Source organism: Acinetobacter sp. NIOH-H-8, from assembly GCF_046635365.1.
Classification (GTDB): domain Bacteria; phylum Pseudomonadota; class Gammaproteobacteria; order Pseudomonadales; family Moraxellaceae; genus Acinetobacter.
The window spans coordinates 1-22009 of sequence record NZ_JBHDVN010000035.1; the positions used below are offsets into that span (position 1 = coordinate 1).

The 22009-nt window shown below is 43.5% G+C and carries 19 protein-coding genes; 9 read left to right on the forward strand and 10 right to left on the reverse strand.

The annotated features are described in order from the left end of the window. Window positions 1–162: 162 nt before the first annotated feature. The 5 genes from mnmE to rpmH form a co-directional block, all read right to left on the reverse strand. Window positions 163–1518, reverse strand: coding sequence for a tRNA uridine-5-carboxymethylaminomethyl(34) synthesis GTPase MnmE (gene mnmE, locus ACEWB7_RS12410; protein WP_313660370.1), 1356 nt, complete (start codon window positions 1516–1518; stop codon window positions 163–165). Window positions 1519–1609: 91 nt separating this feature from the next. Next, the gene (gene yidC / locus ACEWB7_RS12415; RefSeq protein ID WP_180018422.1) at window positions 1610–3373 is read right to left on the reverse strand and encodes a membrane protein insertase YidC; all 1764 of its coding nucleotides are present in this window, start codon (window positions 3371–3373) and stop codon (window positions 1610–1612) included. Window positions 3374–3378: 5 nt separating this feature from the next. Continuing rightward, the gene (yidD, locus tag ACEWB7_RS12420) at window positions 3379–3699 is read right to left on the reverse strand and encodes a membrane protein insertion efficiency factor YidD (protein ID WP_005233127.1); all 321 of its coding nucleotides are present in this window, start codon (window positions 3697–3699) and stop codon (window positions 3379–3381) included. Window positions 3700–3708: 9 nt separating this feature from the next. Beyond that, a complete protein-coding gene (rnpA, locus tag ACEWB7_RS12425; RefSeq protein WP_034706193.1) occupies window positions 3709–4104 on the reverse strand; it encodes a ribonuclease P protein component in 396 nt (131 codons plus the stop codon). A gap of 29 nt (window positions 4105–4133) precedes the next feature. Beyond that, window positions 4134–4268, reverse strand: a complete 135-nt coding sequence (gene rpmH / locus ACEWB7_RS12430; RefSeq protein WP_000831329.1) for a 50S ribosomal protein L34 — start codon at window positions 4266–4268, stop codon at window positions 4134–4136. A 658-nt stretch (window positions 4269–4926) separates the two neighbouring features. On the opposite strand from rpmH, the gene dnaA reads away from it, so the two are divergent. The 5 genes from dnaA (at window position 4927) to ACEWB7_RS12455 (ending at window position 11736) form a co-directional block, all read left to right on the forward strand. Continuing rightward, window positions 4927–6309 carry a chromosomal replication initiator protein DnaA gene (gene dnaA / locus ACEWB7_RS12435; RefSeq protein ID WP_004780349.1) on the forward strand — a complete coding sequence of 461 codons (1383 nt, stop codon included), beginning with the start codon at window positions 4927–4929 and terminating at the stop codon, window positions 6307–6309. A gap of 109 nt (window positions 6310–6418) precedes the next feature. Then, window positions 6419–7567: a DNA polymerase III subunit beta gene (gene dnaN, locus ACEWB7_RS12440; protein ID WP_004780351.1), complete on the forward strand. Its 1149-nt coding sequence runs from the start codon at window positions 6419–6421 to the stop codon at window positions 7565–7567. Between the two features lie 25 nt (window positions 7568–7592). Continuing rightward, window positions 7593–8675, forward strand: a complete 1083-nt coding sequence (gene recF / locus ACEWB7_RS12445) for a DNA replication/repair protein RecF (protein WP_313660369.1) — start codon at window positions 7593–7595, stop codon at window positions 8673–8675. Between the two features lie 54 nt (window positions 8676–8729). Beyond that, window positions 8730–11195 (forward strand): DNA topoisomerase (ATP-hydrolyzing) subunit B, encoded by a 2466-nt coding sequence (gene gyrB / locus ACEWB7_RS12450; protein WP_411580875.1) that lies wholly within the window; start codon window positions 8730–8732, stop codon window positions 11193–11195. Window positions 11196–11388: 193 nt separating this feature from the next. Next, window positions 11389–11736, forward strand: coding sequence for a hypothetical protein (locus tag ACEWB7_RS12455; protein WP_166139280.1), 348 nt, complete (start codon window positions 11389–11391; stop codon window positions 11734–11736). Window positions 11737–12430: 694 nt separating this feature from the next. Here ACEWB7_RS12455 and ACEWB7_RS12460 read toward each other — a convergent pair. Both ACEWB7_RS12460 and ACEWB7_RS12465 read right to left on the reverse strand, forming a co-directional pair. Beyond that, window positions 12431–13594, reverse strand: a complete 1164-nt coding sequence (locus ACEWB7_RS12460; protein ID WP_159124281.1) for a zinc-dependent alcohol dehydrogenase — start codon at window positions 13592–13594, stop codon at window positions 12431–12433. A 305-nt stretch (window positions 13595–13899) separates the two neighbouring features. After that, window positions 13900–15843, reverse strand: coding sequence for an ATP-binding cassette domain-containing protein (locus ACEWB7_RS12465; RefSeq protein ID WP_313660365.1), 1944 nt, complete (start codon window positions 15841–15843; stop codon window positions 13900–13902). Between the two features lie 211 nt (window positions 15844–16054). On the opposite strand from ACEWB7_RS12465, the gene ACEWB7_RS12470 reads away from it, so the two are divergent. The 4 genes from ACEWB7_RS12470 to erpA all read left to right on the forward strand — a co-directional run bounded on the left by ACEWB7_RS12470 (window position 16055) and on the right by erpA (window position 19984). Continuing rightward, window positions 16055–17059, forward strand: coding sequence for a putative solute-binding protein (locus tag ACEWB7_RS12470; RefSeq protein ID WP_411580876.1), 1005 nt, complete (start codon window positions 16055–16057; stop codon window positions 17057–17059). Between the two features lie 254 nt (window positions 17060–17313). Beyond that, the gene (locus tag ACEWB7_RS12475) at window positions 17314–18324 is read left to right on the forward strand and encodes a putative solute-binding protein (protein ID WP_411580877.1); all 1011 of its coding nucleotides are present in this window, start codon (window positions 17314–17316) and stop codon (window positions 18322–18324) included. 194 nt (window positions 18325–18518) lie between these two features. Beyond that, on the forward strand, window positions 18519–19532 hold the full coding sequence (locus tag ACEWB7_RS12480; RefSeq protein ID WP_411580878.1) for a putative solute-binding protein: 1014 nt from the start codon (window positions 18519–18521) through the stop codon (window positions 19530–19532). Between the two features lie 116 nt (window positions 19533–19648). Beyond that, window positions 19649–19984, forward strand: a complete 336-nt coding sequence (erpA, locus tag ACEWB7_RS12485) for an iron-sulfur cluster insertion protein ErpA (RefSeq protein WP_004780362.1) — start codon at window positions 19649–19651, stop codon at window positions 19982–19984. Window positions 19985–20044: 60 nt separating this feature from the next. Here erpA and ACEWB7_RS12490 read toward each other — a convergent pair whose 3' ends face one another. The 3 genes from ACEWB7_RS12490 to ACEWB7_RS12500 form a co-directional block, all read right to left on the reverse strand. Then, window positions 20045–20422, reverse strand: a complete 378-nt coding sequence (locus ACEWB7_RS12490; RefSeq protein ID WP_162835342.1) for a hypothetical protein — start codon at window positions 20420–20422, stop codon at window positions 20045–20047. A gap of 111 nt (window positions 20423–20533) precedes the next feature. After that, window positions 20534–21439, reverse strand: coding sequence for a matrixin family metalloprotease (locus tag ACEWB7_RS12495; protein WP_313660838.1), 906 nt, complete (start codon window positions 21437–21439; stop codon window positions 20534–20536). Window positions 21440–21558: 119 nt separating this feature from the next. Beyond that, entirely contained in the window at window positions 21559–21954 is a 396-nt protein-coding gene (locus ACEWB7_RS12500; protein ID WP_313660840.1) for a hypothetical protein, read from the reverse strand. Window positions 21955–22009: the final 55 nt, after the last annotated feature.

The following is a 22009-nucleotide window of genomic DNA, read 5'->3' on the forward strand; positions in this document are numbered from 1 at the left end:
TCAGAATAATTCAAGTGAATTTGTTTGAAAGAAGAACTTTAAAAGCTTTATTTTCACCCGATAAAATACCCATAAAACAAGAGGAAGCTCATTTGAGCTTCCTCTTGTGAAAAATTGTGGGACAGCAGTGACATTTGAGGGCTTTTTTATATAACTTAAGGATTATTTTCCAATACAGAACGATCCAAAGATCTTACCCAGCAAATCATCCGCACTAAAGTCACCGGTAATCTCGCCCAGTGCGTTCTGTGCCAGACGTAAAGACTCTGCGACCAGTTCACCTGCGTTATAAACAACAAGTTGTTCACGGGCTTCAGCCAAATACATCTGAGTGCGCTTCATTGCGTCTAAATGACGGGTACGGGCAATAAAGGTATCTTCTTCAGGCTGGAAGCCTGCATGCGCCGTAATCGCATCTATGAGCGACTGGACGCCAGTTTCTTGCTTGGCTGAAACGGTAATGTGACGGAAGCCCTTAAAATCCCCCATGACAGCATCGGCACCGGTCAAATCGGCTTTATTCCCAATCAGGATCAGACGTTTTGGCTCGAGATGCTCGGCAAAATATTCTTGAGCGAGTTGTAATGGGTCATCACCTTGGCTCAGGTCATAAACCAGCAACAGCAGATCGGCCTGTTCAATTTCTTTAATCGCACGGCGAATACCTTCTTTTTCCACAATATCGCCGGTTTCCCGCAGACCAGCAGTATCGGTCAGGGTAATCGGCAGGCCATTCAATGTGATCTTTTCATGCAGCACATCACGGGTTGTTCCGGCAATATCGGTCACAATCGCACGTTCATTGCCTGCTAGGGCATTGAGCAGGGATGATTTACCTGCATTCGGTTTACCGGCAATCACTACCTGTAAGCCTTCACGCAGTAACTGACCCTGACGTGCAGATTGCTGAACCTGAGTGACGGCATTCGCCACGCCATCCAGCAGATTTAAAATCTTGCCATCCGCCAGGAAGTCAATTTCTTCTTCCGGGAAATCGATCGCCGCTTCGACATGCAAACGCAAGTGAATCAACTGTTCTAATACCGTATTGACCTTAGTCGAGAATGCCCCTTGTAGAGAACGGACTGCAGACCGGGCAGCCGCTTGGGAGGTCGCATCAATCAGATCTGCAATCGCTTCCGCCTGCACCAGATCCAGCTTGCCATTCTCAAAGGCACGCATAGAAAATTCACCGGCTCTGGCTGCAGTGGCACCCAGTTCCAGCAAACGGCCCAACAGGGCATTCTGAATCACCGGGCCACCATGACCTTGCAGTTCTACTACATCTTCACCAGTAAAGGAATTCGGATTCGGGAAGCAGATCACCAGACCTTCGTCCATCACTTCACCAGCTGCATCATAGAACTGGCGAAAACCGGCAAAACGGGCTTTAGGCAAATCTTTTTGGCTCAAGGCCTGGGCAATTTCATAAGACTTGGGACCTGACAGGCGAATGACACCTACACCGCCACGTCCTGGGGGAGTTGCAATCGCAGCAATCGTAGTTCGGTCGAGCATAACATTCACCTAGAAAAACTTAAAAGTACAGCAAAAAAAATCCGCTCAAGATTACCATCTTAAGCGGATTTATTCAGCCCATCAGTACAACTTAGTTGACTGGTGTTGCCTCATCGCGTTTAGCACGGTCTTTGGCAACAGACTTGTTGATCAGTGTTTGCTGCAAGATTGTGATCAAGTTGTTCACAATCCAGTACAACACCAGACCTGCCGGGAAGAACAGCAAGAATACTGTAAAGATCACTGGCATAATCTTGAACACTTTCGCCTGCATTGGATCAGTTGGCTGCGGATTCAGCATCTGCTGAATATACATGGTCGCACCCATGATCAATGGCAGGATGAACCAAGGATCCATTGAAGATAAATCTTGGATCCAGAACATCCATGGTGCATGGCGCAGTTCTACAGATTCCATCAATACCCAGTACAGTGCCAGGAAAATTGGCATTTGCAGTAACAATGGTAAACAGCCAGCAAGTGGATTCACCTGTTCACGTTTGTACAGTGCCATCATTTCCTGAGAGAAGCGCATACGGTCTTCACCGAACTCTTCTTTCATGCGTTGCATTTCAGGTGCAATCACACGCATTTTCGCCATAGAGCGGTAGCTCTTCGACGACAATGGCCACAGGATCAGTTTCACCAGTACGGTTAACAGGATGATTGCCCAACCCCAGTTACCCACTAGACCATGGAAGAACTCAAGACCAACAAACAGCAGTTTGGCAATTGGCCATAACCAGCCATAATCTACAGTCTGGTTCAGACCAGTCGCTAGGTCTTTCAGCTCCGATTGAACTTTTGGACCAGAGTAGAAGGTCGCATCGATTTCAGCTACGGTGCCTGCAGGCACATTGAAAGTTGGAGAAGTAAAACCAATGATATTCATGTTATCAGTTGATTTACGTGATTCCAGCTTCGCACTGTAGGCTTCACCATTGGCTTGAGTCAATTTCAGGTTACCTGGCACCCAGGCACTCACGAAGTAGTGCTGAACCATTGCAACCCAGCCACCTTTGGCTTCGGTATTCAGTTTTTCTTCAACAAAGTTGTCAAATTTTAACTTGTTGTAGTTTTCATCCGGTGTACCCCAAGCGCCGCCCAGGAACGTTCCCAGTGTGAAGATACCCTGATCAGATTTACCTGGATCTTCGGAATTGTCACGTTTGATCTGACCGAACATCTGACCTTGCCAGGTCTGGCCGCTGCGGTTGACCACTTTGTGATTCACAACTACCGGATATTCACCTTCAGTAAAGTTGAAGGTTTTAATGACTTCTACACCATCAGCCGTTTTAAAGACCATAGGTACAGAAAGTACTTTGACAGTTTCGCCATCTTTATTTTTAGCGGCTTTGGCATCTGCCAGTGTATAAACCGTTTTTTCCAACTCATAGGTTGGACGGCCATTACGGCTGCTGTCCGGTCCATTCAGACCGATCAGACCCGACTGGGCGACATAAGTCCGTTTCGCATCGCTTTCCAGCATAACGAACGGTTCATCGCTGTCTTTATTCTTGTCATGATTGAGTAATTCAACACGAACAATATCACCACCTTTAGGATTGATCCAAAGATGATAAAGGTCAGTTTGTACTGAAATAAGCTGCTGACTTACAGGTGCGGTGGCATCCGTTGCTTGCTGCGCTGGCATATTTGCTTGTGGCAGATCAGAGGCGGTCGTCGCCGTCTGAGCATTTGGCAAATCTGCAGATACTTCATGTGAAACAACCGCAGCTTCTTGCTGTGGTTTGGTTTCAGCATTGCCATAATCTTTTTGCCACGCCAAAATGAGCAAATATGCGACAACAAACATGGCTCCGAGAATTGCAATCCTGGCCCATTGTTGCATATGTATTACCCCAAGTGGTTAGAGTGATTTTGGTTCAATAAACGATCACGAAAGGGTACAGCAACGTGAAGCGTTTGAGAATCTATTTGCTGAAATGAAATAAAACGAATCGCTTTCGGGGGAACCGGATCATATCCAGAGCCACCCCACGGATGACAACGGCAAATACGCTTAGTAGCCAGCCACACACCACGTACAGCTCCATGTGTATGGACTGCTTCCAAGGAATATTGAGAACATGTTGGAATATAACGACAGCGTGGTCCCAATAAAGGACTAATCGCAATCTGATAGAAACGTATTAACCAATGCAGTAAACGTACCATTGGCCATCTCTACTTTTGTGGGGAGGATGATGCTATTTTGGAATGCTTTTTGGCAAGACGGTTGAGTTTCTGCCAGGCAAATTGTAATTGCTGATGCAACTCTGCGTTCGGTACCGCTTCTATACCTACTTTAGGCATAACCACAATATCCAAATCATCTAGTTGCTGTTGATGCAGGCGAAAACTTTCGCGAGCAAGTCGTTTTACTCGATTTCGTTCGTGCGCACGGCGCACTTTTTTCTTGGCAACAACTAAACCCAAACGGCTGTTTGGCAGTTCGGAATGTTTTGCAAGAAAAAGGAAATGGGGTTGATGCACTTTAAAAAGCGCACCATCAAAGACTCCTTTATAATCTGCAGCACAGCGTAAACGAAGCTCTGTACCAAAACTATAAAGTGTAGTCATAACACCCAAAATCGGCAAAGCCTAACTGATTAAACAGTTAAGCTGTGACGACCTTTTGCACGACGGCGAGCTAGAACTTGACGACCAGCTTTAGTAGCCATACGAGCACGGAAACCATGAACGCGTTTACGCTTTAATTCAGATGGTTGGAATGTACGTTTCATATTGAAACTCCAAAAATGATCTTTCTATAAAGGTCCGCGATTTTAGTGCTCATTGCTTGAGCTGTCAATGCAAAAGCCACTTTCTTTTCAAATAAGACTGAAATCAAAATTGTAAATAGGGATTAAAAAAATTGTATTCAAATACCTATATATAAGTTAACCACAATATAACTATTTGTTTTAAAATTAAATATAAGTTATTAACACTTATATCAACATAGTTATCCACAACTTATGTGAAATCTAAATTTAACTCCTGAGTTTTGAATTTAAATTTAAACTTTTCTCAGTTATCCACAAAAGAATCGAATCTTATAAATAAATTCAAATTTATAAATTTAAATTTATTACTATTAGGGTGGACTTTTTCTGTGGAAAAGCTAATTTTGTATTAAATAAACAAAAACTTAGTTTGTGGATAAAACTGTTTTTATTAATTTTATACTTTGTGGATAACTTTGTGTTATATTTTATCCACAGCTTGCGGATAAACTTATCCACACCAGCTTTTTAAATTTAAATTTATCCACCATGACTGCTTTTTGCGCAAAATCTGTGGAAATTGCCATGACAGATGTGGATAACTTGGTTAGAATGGCGACCCGCTTTGGTCGCGGTCAGCCTTTTTGATTAACAATGGAATGAATAGGGGATTCACATGCTTTGGACAGACTGCTTAAATCGCTTGCGACAAGAGCTCTCTGGAAATGTCTTTACAATGTGGATTCGCCCGTTGGTTGCAGAAGAGCTGGACGATACCCTGCGTCTTTATGCACCTAATCCGTATTGGACGCGCTACATTCAAGAGCATCATCTGGAACTGATTTCGATTTTGGCCGAACAGCTGTCTGAAGGTCGCGTACGTAAAGTTGAAATTCTGGTGGATTCGCGTCCAGGTGCAATTTTATCTGCCAGTGAACAGCCAGCGACGACAACAGCGGCTTTGGAATCTGCGCCTGTGGTTGCGCCAGCGCCGCGTCCTAAGAAAGAAAAAGAAGATTCAGGCAAAAATAGCCGTAAACGTCAGCTGAACCCTTTATTTACCTTCTCGTTATTTGTTGAAGGCCGTTCTAACCAGATGGCGGCTGAAACCTGCCGTAAGGTGTTAACCCAACTTGGGGCTTCACAGCATAACCCGCTATTTTTATATGGTCCGACTGGTCTGGGTAAAACCCACTTGATGCAGGCCGTCGGAAATGCATTATTACAGGCAAAACCCAATGCCCGCGTGATGTATATGACTGCAGAAAGCTTTGTGCAGGATTTTGTCAGTTCCCTACAACAGGGCAAGGTTGAAGAGTTTAAGAAAAACTGCCGTTCACTGGATCTTTTGCTAGTCGATGATATTCATTTGCTTGCAGGTAAAGAAGCCAGTCTGGTTGAGTTTTTCTATACCTTTAACGCGTTGCTGGATGAATCGAAGCAAATTATCCTAACCTCGGATCGTTACCCTAAAGAATTGACAGAACTGGATCCACGTCTGGTTTCACGTTTTTCCTGGGGACTTTCTGTGGGTGTGGAACCACCCGATATTGAAACTCGCATTGAAATCTTGCTGAAAAAAGCCGAAAACACCGGTGTAGATTTACCACGTAACTGTGCGCTATTTATCGCCCAACAAGTAGTAGCGAACGTCCGTGAACTGGAAGGTGCGCTTAATAAAGTGGTGGCGATCTCGCGTTTTAAAGGAACGCCGATTGATCTGGATGTGGTACGTGAGTCTTTGAAAGATGTCCTCGCAATTCGTGCCCGTACCATCAGCACTGAAAATATCCAGCGTGTAGTGAGTGAGTATTTTCGCATTCCACTTAAAGAGCTGGTAGGTCCAAAACGTACCCGTATTTATGCGCGTCCACGTCAGCTTGCAATGGGTCTGGCACGTGAACTGACTGGAGACAGTTTCCCGGAAATTGGTATGGCTTTTGGTGGTCGAGATCACAGTACAGTCATGCATGCCTGCGAAAAAGTACAGAGCTTGCGTGAAGAAGATCCGATCTTCAATGAGGACTATAAAAACCTGCAACGCCTGTTGCAGAGTTGACCTAAAACGCTCAAATTCTGTTCTTGCTATGCGGCCTGTTTTGCCGCATAGTTAACTGCTAAAAATTCAACTTTTATCTTATTAATCTTCAGCTTTAGAGGAATGTACCGTGCGTTTAAAAATCGCGAAAGAAAGCTTACTGAATGTTCTCTCACATGTCGTAGGAGCGGTTGAACGTCGCCATACCTTAAATATTCTTTCAAACCTGAAAATCCAGGTGACTGCTGAAGCTTTGACCGTCACCGGTTCGGATCTGGAAGTGGAACTGGTTGCCAGCACACAGTTGGCTGAAGGTGCATGCCTGCAAGCCGGTGAAACCACTGTTCCAGCACGTAAGCTGATTGATATCTGTAAATCTTTGCCATCAGCAGCCCTGATCGACCTGCAAATTACTGATGACCAGCGTTGTATCTTGAAATCTGGAAATAGTCGTTTTGTGCTCGGTACTTTGCCTGCGGATGACTATCCATTACTGAATACTGAAAATACCCAAGGTACACAAGTGACTGTGACTCAGCGCGAATTAAAGCGTCTGTTTGAAAAAACGGCTTTCGCAATGGCAGTGCAGGATGTGCGTTTCTACCTGACCGGTACTTTACTTGAAATTGACGCCAATCAGCTTCGTGCGGTAACGACAGATGGTCATCGTCTGGCATTGTGTGAAACAGCAGCCCAATCGACAGCAACTCAACCGATTCAAGCCATTGTTCCACGTAAGGCAGTCGCTGAACTGCAACGTTTATTAAGCGTTGAAGATGAACAACTCTCGTTGTTAATTGGTCGTGAATTATTGAATGTAACCATTCGTATGGCCAGCCGTGATAAAGAACAGGCTGATATCACAGTTCGTTTCACCACGAAACTGATCGACGGTAAATTCCCGGACTACCGCCGTGTAATTCCACGTGGTGGCGACAAGAATGTGATTATTGCGCATGACGTGTTTAAGCAATCCTTACAACGTGTGGCTATTTTGAGTAATGAAAAACTGCGTGGCGTATTCCTGAACTTTAATGCCGGTTCATTACAACTTCGTGCCAATAACCCGGAACAGGATGAGGCGATTGAAGATCTGGCGATCCAGTATGCAGATGCACCACTGGAAATGTCATTCAATGCGCAATACCTGATTGAAGTGCTAGGTGTACTGGACGGTGAAGATGTATCCATGACCATGACTGAAGCGAATCAGTCTGTGCTGGTTCAGGATCCATCTCATACCGATCAGACCTATGTCGTGATGCCAATGCGTGTCTAAGCGACAGCTGAGCTAAGCCAACGCCATGCATATTACGCGTCTTCATATTGAACGTGTACGAAACTTCAAAACGGTTGCACTCCAGGGATTGCAACCGTTTAATGTTTTTTATGGCCAGAATGGTTCGGGCAAGACTTCAGTACTGGAAGCTATTCATTTACTGGCCACAGGACGTTCCTTTCGTACCCATATCCCGAAAAATTACATTCAGCATGGCGCCTCGGATGCGATTGTGTTCGCCCAATCGGAAACTGAAAAAGTCGGCATGCAAAAAATGACCAGCGGGGAACAGCTGATCAAGGTCAATGGCGATGCGATTGCAACCCAAGGCCAGCTTGCCAAGATGTTACCCTTACAACTGATTGATCCGCAGAGTACCGATATTATCGATCATGGTGCCAAACCACGTCGTCAGCTATTGGACTGGTTAATGTTCCACGTGGAACCAGAGTTTTATCATGCCTGGCAATATTATTCACGAGCCCTAAAACAGCGGAACAGTCTGCTTAAATCCAAACGTTTTCTAAGTTTGTCTGATCTGGAAGCGTGGAACCAGATGCTGAGTGAATATGGTGAGATTTTGCACTCCCAACGTGTCGGCATCATGGAACAGTGGAAGCCATTTTTTGAGGATGATCTCAAACATCTATTACCGGATCTGGAGATTTCTCTGGAATACAGTCCCGGCTTTCACAGTGAACATGGCCTGCTGAATGACCTAACCAATCATCATGACAAAGATGTAGAACGGCGCTATACCGAATATGGTCCACATCGCGCAGATTTGCGTCTCAAGACCCCTTTGGGGGATGCCGATGTGATCTTATCTCGCGGACAAAAAAAGCTTTTAATGATGGCACTTAAACTGTCGCAAATCGCAATGCTGCATTCTTGTAATAAGGAAACTGTGGTATTATTAGATGATGTGACAGCAGAATTAGATTTAACCGCACAACAACGTTTAATTGAGCGATTGAGCCAGCTTGGTAGTCAAGTTTTTATTACCACTTTAGATCATGAATCAGTACAAAAGCACCTACATGATCTGTCTATCTCATATCAGTTATTCAATGTTGAAAACGGTACAGTTCAAGTTGTTGTGCAATAGTTTTTAAATTTTTACCTATCTTTGGATAAACCTATCTTTCACTAGGGAGAAACCATGAGTTCAGAAGATCAAGCTGCTTCTCAAACAGAACAAACCACTGAAAAAGCTTATGATTCCTCTAGCATCAAGGTATTACGTGGTTTAGACGCAGTACGTAAGCGTCCAGGCATGTACATTGGTGATACAGACGATGGTACCGGCTTACACCATATGGTCTTCGAGGTCGTAGATAACTCGATTGATGAGGCGCTGGCAGGTCACTGTGATGAAATTTTAGTGACTATTCATGAAGATGAATCAGTTTCAGTATCAGACAATGGCCGTGGTATTCCGACCGACATTCACCCTGAAGAAGGCGTGTCTGCTGCAGAAGTAATTTTAACCATTCTGCATGCTGGTGGTAAGTTTGATGATAACAGCTATAAAGTCTCTGGCGGTCTGCACGGTGTAGGTGTATCCGTAGTAAATGCGTTGTCAGAAAAACTGGAATTAACCATTCATCGTGCCGGTAAAATCCATGAACAGGAATACCGTCATGGTGATCCACAATTCCCGTTAAAAGTGGTGGGTGAGACTGATAAGACCGGTACTCGCGTGCGTTTCTGGCCAAGTGTGGAAACCTTTAGCCAGACCATTTTTAATGTCGACATTCTGGCACGTCGTTTACGTGAACTGTCCTTCCTGAATGCAGGTGTACGAATCGTATTACGTGACGAACGTATTAATGCCGAATACATTTTTGACTATGAAGGCGGTTTGGCTGAGTTTGTTAAGTACATTAATCAGGGTAAAACCCACCTGAATGATATTTTCCATTTCACCACTCAGGCAGAAAATGGCATTGGGGTAGAAGTTGCACTGCAATGGAATGATTCTTATCAGGAAAATGTACGCTGCTTTACCAACAACATCCCGCAAAAGGATGGCGGTACTCACTTAGCCGGTTTCCGTGCAGCACTGACCCGTGGTTTAAATAACTACATGGACAGTGAAAATATCCTGAAAAAAGAAAAAGTTGTGGTTTCAGGCGATGATGCGCGTGAAGGCCTGACTGCGATTGTGTCAGTAAAAGTGCCTGATCCGAAATTCTCTTCACAAACCAAAGAAAAACTGGTGTCCAGTGAAGTGAAATCTGCCGTTGAGCAGGCCATGAACAAGGCATTCTCTGAATATCTGTTGGAGAATCCACAGGCGGCTAAATCAATCGCTGGCAAGATCATTGACGCAGCGCGTGCCCGTGATGCAGCGCGTAAAGCACGTGAAATGACCCGTCGTAAGAGCGCACTCGATATCGCCGGCCTTCCAGGTAAACTGGCGGATTGCCAAGAGAAAGATCCAGCTTTATCTGAACTGTACCTGGTCGAAGGTGACTCTGCGGGCGGTTCTGCAAAACAGGGCCGTAACCGTAAGATGCAGGCAATTCTGCCGCTAAAAGGTAAGATCCTGAACGTGGAACGTGCCCGCTTTGACCGTATGATTTCTTCTGCAGAAGTGGGCACGCTGATTACGGCACTCGGCTGTGGGATTGGTCGTGAAGAATATAACCCGGACAAGCTGCGTTATCACAAAATCATCATCATGACCGATGCTGACGTGGATGGTTCACACATTCGTACGTTGTTGCTGACTTTCTTCTTCCGTCAAATGCCGGAACTGGTGGAACGTGGTCATATCTATATTGCACAGCCGCCGCTGTACAAGCTGAAAAAAGGCAAACAGGAACAGTACATCAAGGACAATGATGCACTGGAAACTTACCTGATTTCTAATGCGATTGATGAGCTGGAACTGCATATCAGTGCTGATGCCCCTGCGATTCGTGGTGAAGCTCTAGCCAATGTGATTACCGATTATCAAACTTCACAAAAGAGTCTGGCACGTTTAACTGTACGTTATCCTGCAAGCTTGCTGGATGCGTTGATTTCACTGGAAGCATTCAAGCTGGATCAGCTGGAAGATAAAGCTTATGTGGAAACCTGGGGTGAAGACCTGCGTGCAGCGATTGAAAAAATCCAGCCAAGTTTACGTCCTGAATTGAGTCTGGAACGTTTTGAAAAAGATGTTGATGGCCAGATCGTAGAAAGCTGGTTACCACGGATTACAATTTATGTGCATAACCTGCCGCATCATTACCTGCTAGATGCTAGCCTGCTCAGCTCAAGTGAATATGCACGTTTACTGAAAAATTCGAAAAGCTGGTTCACGCTGCTTGAAGAGGGTGCTTATTTACAGAAAGGTGAGCGCAAGATTCAGGTCAGCAGTTTCCATCAGGTTTGGCAGCACATTCTGCAAGACTCTCGCCGCGGCATGATGATCCAGCGTTATAAAGGTCTGGGTGAGATGAACGCGGACCAGTTGTGGGAAACTACGATGGATCCGGAAAACCGTAACATGCTACAAGTGACGGTGCAGGATGCAATTGAAGCAGACCGCATGTTCTCTTGTTTGATGGGGGATGATGTGGAACCGCGTCGTGCCTTCATTGAAGAAAATGCCTTGAATGCTGATATTGATACCTGATCCATTGGAATAAATCGAAACGAAAAAGCGCCTTTTAAGGCGCTTTTTTTTACGTAAATTTTCTATTAATGCCGGATGAACTGTTTAGAATAATTTTAATCTAAGCAGTTTTTAGACCAATGATCCGCTGATATTAGGTTTCAAAAAAGCCTGGTTCAGTAGAATCAAGTCTTATTTATAAAGAGGTTTATCCATGGATAGCCAGCTTGAAGAAATACGTGAGATCTGGGCCAATGCATTCTACAGTGGCGACTATGATATGCTGCGCCACTATGAACATCAGGACTTTCAGGTGGTTTTTGAACAGGAAGGCCGCGTAGAAGGAAGTTATCTGCGTTATGACCGGATCGCTCATGCGGTACAAAACGGTGTATGGAAACCGCTGAAGCCAGACATAGAATATGAAGAATACGAGTACAATGAAGACCAGACCGAATGCCGGATCTTGATTGGACTGGAAAATAATAAACAGCGTCTTCAGGAGATCTGGAAGCTAGAGGATGAATGGAAAATTCTAGAACTTAGATTTTTGAAATCCTAGAATTTCAATGATTTATCAAGTTAATTCGAAATTTTTTAAAAATATTTGAATAGTGTTGTTTTAAATCTTGCTTAAACCTTGATCAATCGTGTGGATAACTGCAAAGTTATCCATATTTTTTATGTGAATAAGATAGTATTTATCCACAAGTTATATTGCCTTTCTTATCTCTCATTTTTTTAAATTCAAATTTAATTTCTATATCTTGTGGATAAGTGTTTTTAAATTTAAAATAGGTTTTTGAATTTAAAAGACTAGTTGGAGCCATAACTTCTCTGCTCTTAAAAGCAACCAGTTCAGGTGAATTTTTATCTGTTTTTAATGGAAAAATTATATAAACCAGCTAAAAATTAATAGCTTATATTAATATTGTAGATTTAATTAATAATCAGCGTGGAACATATTTTAATTCTAAAGATCTTCACTGTAGCTAAACTACACAATTAATTTAATAATCAAGTGAAATTTCATTTTTATCAATGAATCATAGGGTTATAGATTTTTCCAACTTTTACTTCTATAGCTTAGTTTTTTTAAGCTGGGTCATCACGTGACCTAGTGCCAGTTCATCTGATAAACAGGCAATAGATCTGAGCTTTTAGAAACTGAAAATAGAAAAAAATACGGTTTATAAAATGGTGATCAAAATTTAAAAAAGCGCCTAACGGCGCTTTCTATTTTTTAATGAGTGTATTTATGGGGTCAGAATAATTTTGCGGCAGTCTTCTTCACGTTTATCGAAAATACGATAGCCTTCAGCAGCTTCTTCCAGTTTCATGCGATGGGTAATAATCACTTCTGGAGACAGCTGGCCATTTTCTACATATTCAAGTAATTGTGGCAAGAATTTATGTACATGTGTTTGACCCATTTTAAAGGTTAAGCCTTTATCGAAGGCATCACCAAACAGGAAGCCATGAATTGGACCAGCATATACGCCTGGCACACTCACCACACCACCACGGCGTACTGCGGCGATACATTGACGTAGGGCAAAGCCGCTCGAACCTTCAATTTTTAGATTCGTCATCACAGTTTCAAGCAAACTGCCTTTGGCCTCGAAACCAATCGCATCAATGACGGCATCAACACCACGATGACCGGCAGTATTTTGAATAATATATTCAGCTGCATCGACTTCATCAAAATTCACTGGAATTGCACCATAAGTTTGATGGGCGAAACGCAGACGGTAAGGGTGGTGATCGACCATAAAGATCTGTTCGGCACCCAGCATACGTGCGCAGGCAGCCGACAGTAAACCAACTGGACCAGCACCATAAATCGCAACACTGGAGCCGCGAGTGACCTGGGCATTGGTTACAGCCTGCCATGCAGTAGGCAAGATATCGGTCAGGAACAGGACTTTTTCATCCGGTAATGATCCCGGTACTTTAAATGGGCCTACATTACCTTTAGGTACACGGACATATTCAGCCTGTCCGCCTGGTACACCGCCATACAAATGACTATAACCAAATAGAGCGGCACCTGGTGGAATCTGTTTTTTATTGATAATTGCACCACGGCCAGTATTGGTATTTTCACAGGCAGCCATCAGTTCATGTTCACAGAAAAAACAGTGACCACATGCAATCACGAAAGGAATAATTACCCGGTCGCCTTTTTTGACTTCTGTGACTTCAGGGCCGACTTCTTCTACAATTCCCATAAATTCATGGCCGAAAATATCGCCATCTTCAGTGGCCGGGATTTTACCCCGGTATAGATGCAGATCTGAGCCACAGATGGCAGTCGCTGTCACCCTTAAAATGACGTCATCTGGTTCCTGAATCACTGGATCTGGAACGGATTCAACTCGTACATCCCGAGCACCATGATAGGTAAGAGCACGCATGCGGATTTCCTCTCTCTAGTTCAACATTAAACAGACTCGTATCAAGGCTGCCAAAAATAAAAAACACTTTTATTAGAGCCTTATGCGCCAAGAAATCGCTGTAAATTAATGTATGAAATAAGACATCCGAGTGTTTAAAAAATAAACTTATATAGGATTTGCGTAATTCACTACAAAATATGTCAAAAAACGGTTTCGATAAAAAAATCAGGGAAAAGATGGAGAGAGCAATATATAAAAAGTATAAAAAAAGAGATTAGCTCCAGTTGCAGCTAATCTCTAAGATTTGAATCAAGGTTTAAAACTTAACCTTCCTGAAAAGATTGCTCCAAACTTTCCAGCTCCATCATCAGTTCTAGCATTTGCTCTTCGGTAGTTTCCAGTTTCTGTTTCAGTTCAGTCTGCTCGTTCATGAGTTTCAGCAAGTCATCTTTACGCGCAGCTTCATATAAAGTACTATCTGCTAGCAATTCTTCAATTTCTGCCAGACGAGGCTGTAACTTGTCGATTTGCGCTTCGCATTTTTCAATATTCTTGCGAATTGGACGAGTCTGCTCACGACGCTGAGCAGCCAGTTTACGCTGTGCTTCCTTATCTACTTTGGCTACCACCACAGGTTTAGCTTCTGTTTCTACTACCTGTGCTTTGGCCAAGGCATTCTGCGCATTGATCTGCTGTTGACGCGCTTCACGTAACCATTTGGCATAGTCCCGCAGATCGCCCTCAAATTCGGTACAACGTCCGGCATGCACTAACAGCAATTCATCACATACTGTCGCAATCAATTGACGTTCATGCGAGACCAGTACCACCGCACCTTCAAAATCCTGCAAAGCCATAGTCAGGGCATGGCGCATATCTAGGTCCAGATGGTTCGTCGGTTCATCCAGAATCAGCACATTTGGACGCTGCCAAACAATTAAAGCCAAAGCCAAACGGGCGCGTTCACCCCCAGAGAAACTCTCACATGGGGTATCCATGCGCTCACCGCTAAAACCAAAACTGCCAAGGAAAGAGCGTAAAGAAGCTTCACTGATTTTTGGATCGGCGATGCGTGCCAGTTGTAGCATCGGGCTGGCATTAGCGTCCAAAGCATCCATCTGGTGCTGGGCAAAATAGCCAATATTGAGTAATTCTGAGGCCTTAAGCTGACCATTTAATAAGGGCAAATCTCCGACTAAGGTTTTGATCAGGGTTGATTTACCCGCACCATTCATCCCCAATAAACCGATACGTGAATTTGGAGTAATTTGCAGGTTAATTTTGCTGGCAATTGATTTATCGCCATAACCAATTTCCGCCTGTTCCAAGGCCAGAAGTGGTGAACTCATTTTGGTCGGTTCACGGAAACTGAAGGTAAAAGGCGTATCTACATGAGCAGGGGCGAGATCCTGCATACGCTCCAGCATTTTGATCCGGCTTTGGGCCTGACGTGCTTTAGTTGCTTTGGCTTTGAAACGGTCAATAAATTTTTGTAAATGTGCTCGGGCTTCCTGCTGTTTCTCAAAGGCCTGTTGCTGTTGCGCCAGACGCTCGCTACGGGTCACTTCAAAAGTTGAATAATTACCGGTATAGAGGGTGAGTTCCTGATTTTCGATATGCAGAATATGATCCGTCACGGCATCCAGAAAATCACGGTCATGCGAAATTAGCACTAAAGTGCCTTCATACGCCTTTAACCAGTCTTCGAGCCACAAAATCGCATCCAGATCCAAGTGGTTGGTCGGTTCATCGAGTAATAGCAGGTCTGAACGGCTCATCAGGGTACGGGCCAAATTCAAACGCATCCGCCAACCGCCTGAAAAGCTGGAAACATCCAGGCGAATCTGATGATCCATAAAGCCTAAACCAGCCATTAACTGTGCTGCTTTAGAGGGAGCGGAATAGCCATGAATCTCGTCAAAACGGCCATGTAGCTGTGCCAGTTCTGCATCAGAAAGCTGTTCCGTATGCGCTAGTTTAGCCTGTATATCCCAATACTCTTCATCGCCTGACAGAACAAAATCAATGGCTGGCATATCTAGGGCTTTAATTTCCTGAGCCATATGCGCTACGGTCCAAACGGATGGACGGGTTAGCGAACCCTCATCTGCACTGAGCTCACCTAAAAGAGCCGCAAACAGGGTAGATTTTCCTGCGCCATTCACGCCGGTTAAACCAATTTTCCAGCCGGGATGAAGCTGCATGGAGGCTTTTTGAAATAACACTCGCCCACCACGGCGTAACGAAACTTGGTCTAACTGAATCATTGAACTTACTAACAAGGGCAAAAGAGAATGCCGCTATTCTAATGGAAAGCCGGGAGAAAACAAAAAATCTTCGTTGCAGTTTATCCTGTTCAGGCTTTAAAAATTTATAGATTCATATATGATGAACTATGTTTTGAGTAAATACTCTATTTTGTTTAAAAACCGGAAGATAGAGCCATCAAGGTTCATAATAATATTGAGTAGAATAAAAATGAAAAATGGATTTTTAATTTTATCTGCACTGGGCCTATGGGCTTCGAGTGCACATGCTGCCCCAGTCAATGTCTGTGTATTTGATTTACTGGGAAAATCGGGTGAATCCTTCAAGCTGCTGGAAGAATGGGCATTGGCCAGCAAGCAGTGGGGAGCTACGGTTCAATTGATTGCTTATCAGGATGAAGCCAAAGTCGATCAGGATGCCAAAGCCGGAAAATGCGATGGCTTCTATATGACATCCATGCGCGCGCGAGCTTATAACAAATTTGCCGGTTCGATTGATGCGATTGGCGGCGTTCCTAATAATGATATTGCCATGAAAGCGGTGAGTTATGTGCTGGATAAGCGTAATACCAAGCGCATGACCACTCAGATTGGCAAGGAAAAATTTGAAGTAGCCGGTATTGGCCAGATTGGTCCTGCTTATATCTTTGTCCGTGATCGTAATATGGACAAGCTGGAACATATTAAAGGCAAGAAGTTTGCAGTTCTACATTATGACTATGCCCAAACCATTATGGTGAACCGGGTAGAATTCGTACCGGTGAATTCGGAAATTTCTAATTTCATCCGTAAATTTAATCAGGGTGAGGTGGATATTGTGGCAGCACCTGCTTATGCCTTTAAACCTCTTGAAGTGACCAAAGGACTGGGTCAGAAAGGAGCCATGATTAACTTTCCGGTGGTCAATGTCACAGCAGATCTGATTATTCGACCGGATAAATTTCCGGAACAGTTTGCAGCCAATTCCCGACAATGGTTTGTTAAGCAGTTACCCCGTAGCTTCGCGATGGTGAAACGTATGGAAGCAGAAATCCCGCGTAAATATGTTCTGAACCTGAGTCGTGAGGAACAGGTCAGTTATCAGAAAATTCTGCGTGAAGGGCGTATGGATTTAACCAAACAGGGCATCTATGATGCTGGCATGATGACGGTATTAAAACGGGCACGCTGTACTGTGGAAAGAACCAATTTCGAATGCTCAATTAGTGGTGAATAGTTTTAAAATCATGTATATCTTTGTAACTACAGCGAATGAAATGTAATTCAAAGTAGCCAAGTTAAAATATTAAGATACTGATATATTTATAAAAAAATAAGATAAAAGAAATCAAGAAAAACTGATTTATCTTTATAGGCCAAAAAGCCGCTTTTATCTGGAGTAAATGCTCTATTTTTTTGAAATAAATTTGCTTAATATTTGACGCGTGTACGGACACTCAGCTAACAACAAGATTTCAAAGGATAACTAAAATGAAAAAAACACTCTTATCATTGGCTGCATTTTCTGCATTTGGTTTTGCAGGTGTGGCACATGCAGAAAAGGTCGATATCTGTGTGTTTGACCTACTTGGTAAATCTGGCGAGTCTTTCCAGATGGCTCAGGAATGGGCGCTGGCAGCAAAAGGCTGGGGCGCAGATATTAATCTGATCGCCCGTCAGGATGAGGCCGTCGCTGACAATGACTTTAAGGCTGGCAAATGTGATGGTGTATTCATGACCGCCATGCGTGCCCGTCAATACAACAAGTTTGCCGGTTCGATTGATGCCTTAGGTGGTGCTCCAAGTAATGCCATTGCACAGCGTGCGATTAGCTTCGCTTTAGATAAGCATAATGCGGCTAAAATGGTTACGACCATGGGCGGTAAAAAGTATGAGGTGGCCGGGATTGCGCCACTGGGTTCAGCTTTTATCTTTGTGCGTGACAAAAATATCAACTCCATTGAAAAAGCGGCAGGCAAGAAGTTCGCCGTTCTTGGCTATGATGATGCGCAAAAAATCATGGTTCAACGTGTAGGTGCTCAGGCCGTAGTGTCTGATGTATCCAACTTCGTGGCCAAGTTTAATAATGGCCAAGTCGATATGGTGGGCGCACCGGCGTATGCGTACAAGCCACTCGAAATCTATAAAGGTCTGGGCAATAGCGGTGCCATGTTTAACTTCCCGGTACTGCATGTCACCTCTGACTTTGTGATCCGTCCGGAGAAATTCCCAGCCGGTTTTGGCCAGAAGTCTCGTGACTGGTTCATTAAAAACCTGCCTAAGAGCATGGCGATGATTAATCGTCTGGAAGCTGGTATTCCAGCGAAATATAAGCTTAATCTGAGCGCGGAAGACAAAACCAAGTATCAGAAGCTATTACGTGAAGGGCGTATGGATATGACCAAGCGTGGAATCTATGATGCCAGCATGATGTCGGTACTGAAACGTGCGCGTTGCTCTGTCGATAAAGCCAACTTTGAATGTTCACTTTCTGGCGAATAATTTGATTTTTAAGGAAAAAAGCTTAGATTTATCTAAGCTTTTTTTATATTAAACAAAGTCAGATCTGCCATTGCAGATCACGGTAAAGCAGTTAAGCTGATTAAAAATAATGCTTTCATGTTTAGTATAAAAAACAATAACATGTAGCACTTAAAGCAGATAACAAAAACAAGGCAATCAAGGAAAGCAAAATGATGCAGAGAGGATGGAAAGCCCTGGCTGTAGGTGCAGCACTCACGGCAGTTTCAGGTCTGACGCAGGCTAAACAGGTGGTATGTGTATTCGATCTGGTCGGCAAAAATGGTGACGTCTATGCCGTAATGAAAGACTATCAGTTGGCTGCAAAAAACTGGGGTGCTGATATCGAGCTTAGGGTAAATACCAATGAAGCTGTCGTCGCAGAAGATTTTAAAGCCGGTAAATGTGACGGGATCAGTGTTATCGGTATGCGTGGCCGTCAGTTTAACCGTTTTACCGGTTCACTCGATGCGATCGGCGCAATTCCAGATCTGAACCTGGCGGTAAAAGTCATGCAAGGCCTGGCGAGTCCGACCTTTGCCAAGCTCATGGTTCAAGGCAAGTATGAAGTCGCAGGGGTAATTCCGGTAGGCGATGCCTTCCTGATGGTCAATGACCGGAGTATTAATACTGTTGCAAAAGCAGCAGGTAAAAAAATTGCTGTACTTGACTATGACGAAGCACAAAAAATCATGGTTCAACAGGTGGGTGCACAGGCAGTCAGCGCCGATGTGACCAACTTTGGCTCTAAATTTAACAATGGTCAGGTCGATATTATTGGCGCGCCGGCTGCTGTATTTAAACCGCTAGAACTGCATAAAGGTTTGGGCAGCAAGGGTGCTATTGTGAATTATCCGGTATTGCAGGTCACCGGTAATATTATTATTCGTCCAGATAAATTTCCGGCAGGATATGGACAAAAATCACGTGAATGGGTGAAAAGCCAGTTACCACGTGCTTTTGGAATTTTGGGTAAAATGAAGGCAGATATTCCCTCTAAATACTGGATGGATATTCCTGAAGCAGATAAGCCAGGTTACCAAAAGCTGATGCGTGATTCGCGGATTGATCTGACCAAACGGGGTATTTATGATAAACGCATGATGAAGTTACTCTGGCAATTCCGCTGCAAGCAAAATCCGAAAAACTTCGAATGTGCATTACAGGATGAGAACTATAAACAATCCTGATAAAATTACTCTGATTTGACTTTTAATCTGTACAGACTGACCATATATTGAGTGTGTTATACTTGAAATATGGTCTTTTCTTTTTAAAGACATTCCATTCAACAGAGGAATCCGCCATGAATGCTCAAGCGCTTGTGCTCACCGACAATGCCGCAAATAAAGTACGCCAGTTGCGTGACAGTGAAGGTAACCAAGACTTAATGCTCCGTGTGTATGTCACCGGTGGCGGTTGTTCAGGTTTCTCTTATGGCTTTAACTTTGCGGAAAGCCAAAATGAAGATGATGCAGAATTTGTCAATGGCGATGTCAAAATGCTGGTCGATTCTCTAAGCTATCAATATTTGGTCGGTTCAGTGGTTGACTATGTTGAAGGTCTGGAAGGTTCACGTTTTGTGGTACAAAACCCGAATGCGACCACGACCTGTGGTTGTGGATCTTCATTCTCGATCTAATACATATCAAGTTGAATAAAAAAGTCCTCGTATGAGGACTTTTTTATATCTGAAGAAAGCTTAGCTTTCCAGTTTGACCGCTTCAAGCAGGTCAAAAATCACTGTAGTGACATCCTGACTCAGTTCGCGGTTATTAAATATCTCGTAGGCTGTAATGGTAATGTCCGTATCACTCGGCAACAGACGCTGTTCTTCCTCAATCAAGTCATTGATCGGTAACAAAGTCTGTTTCACTTGCAGATGCAAAATATCCTTAAATTCAAGATTTTCATCATCCAGCTCGATCAGCTGTTCATTGAAATAAGGCAGCAAAATTGAATGAAGATAAGGTTGAATATCCTCGATATCAAAGATCTCGATATCACGGGTTTCATCAATCGTACTAATGTGGTCATTTACTTCAATTAAAATATGGTAGTAACTCACATGAATCTCCAAGAAAGTTGGCCTAAGACGTCCTACTGTTCTTCACAATAACATGAAATGAAACCAAGTTGTATTTTTACTAGCCTAAACACATAAATAATATAGGGAATTAAAACCTGAATGTTATCGGGTATACAATAGGGTCTTGTCTGCCGGGCGTAGTTTGAAATCTTGCAGATTCTGTTCACCCAATACAGGATACATTAAGGCTTCCGGATCATTATGATGATAGAGACCCAAGGCATGGCCCAGCTCATGTGCCAAAGTTAAACGTAAATCATCTTTGGCATCAAACTGGTAAATCTGGATCTTATTTCCCATAAAAATACCCTTATGAAACTGGCGTGGGGGAAAACGCTGCTGGGCCTGCTGGATATTTCGCTGATGGCTTTGCACACTGTTTTGATGAACAGAAACTTGCTGATTAAATGAAGATAGCTGTTCCTGAAGATAGGCATATTCGCGCTTAAAACTTTCCAGTTTAGGCTTGAGCATTTCCATCTCATACTGAAGCTGTTCACGCTCGGCAGATGAGCTGGCTTGTTGACGGCGTTGCAATAAAGTTTGAAATTCAAACTCAAGCTGACTTTTTTGCTGGATCAGTCGTTGCTGCTGATCTTCCAGATTTTTCTGTGAAACTTGCAGATTGCTGACTTCACGCGGATATCTGGCTTCATCGGCAAGTAACTTTTTTTCAACCTTTTTAAAGGCTTCATAGTCCTGTTGGCGTTGATCATAAATCAGTTGAATGGCCAGCTGAGCATTCTCATCATAGACCATCAGATCATCGCGATTGGTTCCTTCATACCAGATCTGAATAGCTTCCTGACTTAATTGAATGACCTCATCACGGGTCAAGCCAAAACCGGGATCGACTTGGTCAATCCGGAAACGTAGGCGTGTATCAAAAGGATGGGTCAAACGGTCAGCCAGGGAATTAAATTTTAATTGTGGATGGGTCTTGGCTTGTAGATGCAAAAACAATGACACAATGAAAACGACGATCCCCAGAAAGCTTAAAAGACGCATAGTGTTTTTTTAAATATTGTTTGGCTCAATGTAGCTAAAAAAACAGCAAAATCCTAGCGTCAGAGCGATAAAAAGTGGCAATAAAAACCGTGCTTATGCACGGTTCTGCTCAGGTCAGATTACGATTTTTTACCTTTCCACTGCTCAACCTGTCTTGGCATATTGGAATGATAGATAAAGCCAAGGCCTATACCATTCAATAAGAAGATCGTAAATTCAATTAAATATTTCAGGTTATAGGAATGTCTGGTTTGGTGATTAAAGGCATACAGCGTGATTTCAGATTTAAAGATCTGGAAAATAATATAGCTCAGCAATCCAATACCTAGAATGATAAAGCCTTTTCCGGAAGGATAACGCTGAGGTACTGCCAGGATCAATAATACAATAATGGCAATCAGAAAACCTAGGGAAAAAGAAGCTTCAATTCCGAAGGTTTGCAGGTAATTAAAAGGTGCTAGTACCACATTCGGCGGTAAGATCAGAAGCAGATTGCCCATCGGGTAGAGCAGCATGATCGCAAGCCCGGAAGCCAGAAGAAAAAGCTTAATAAAATTCTGCATACGTTTT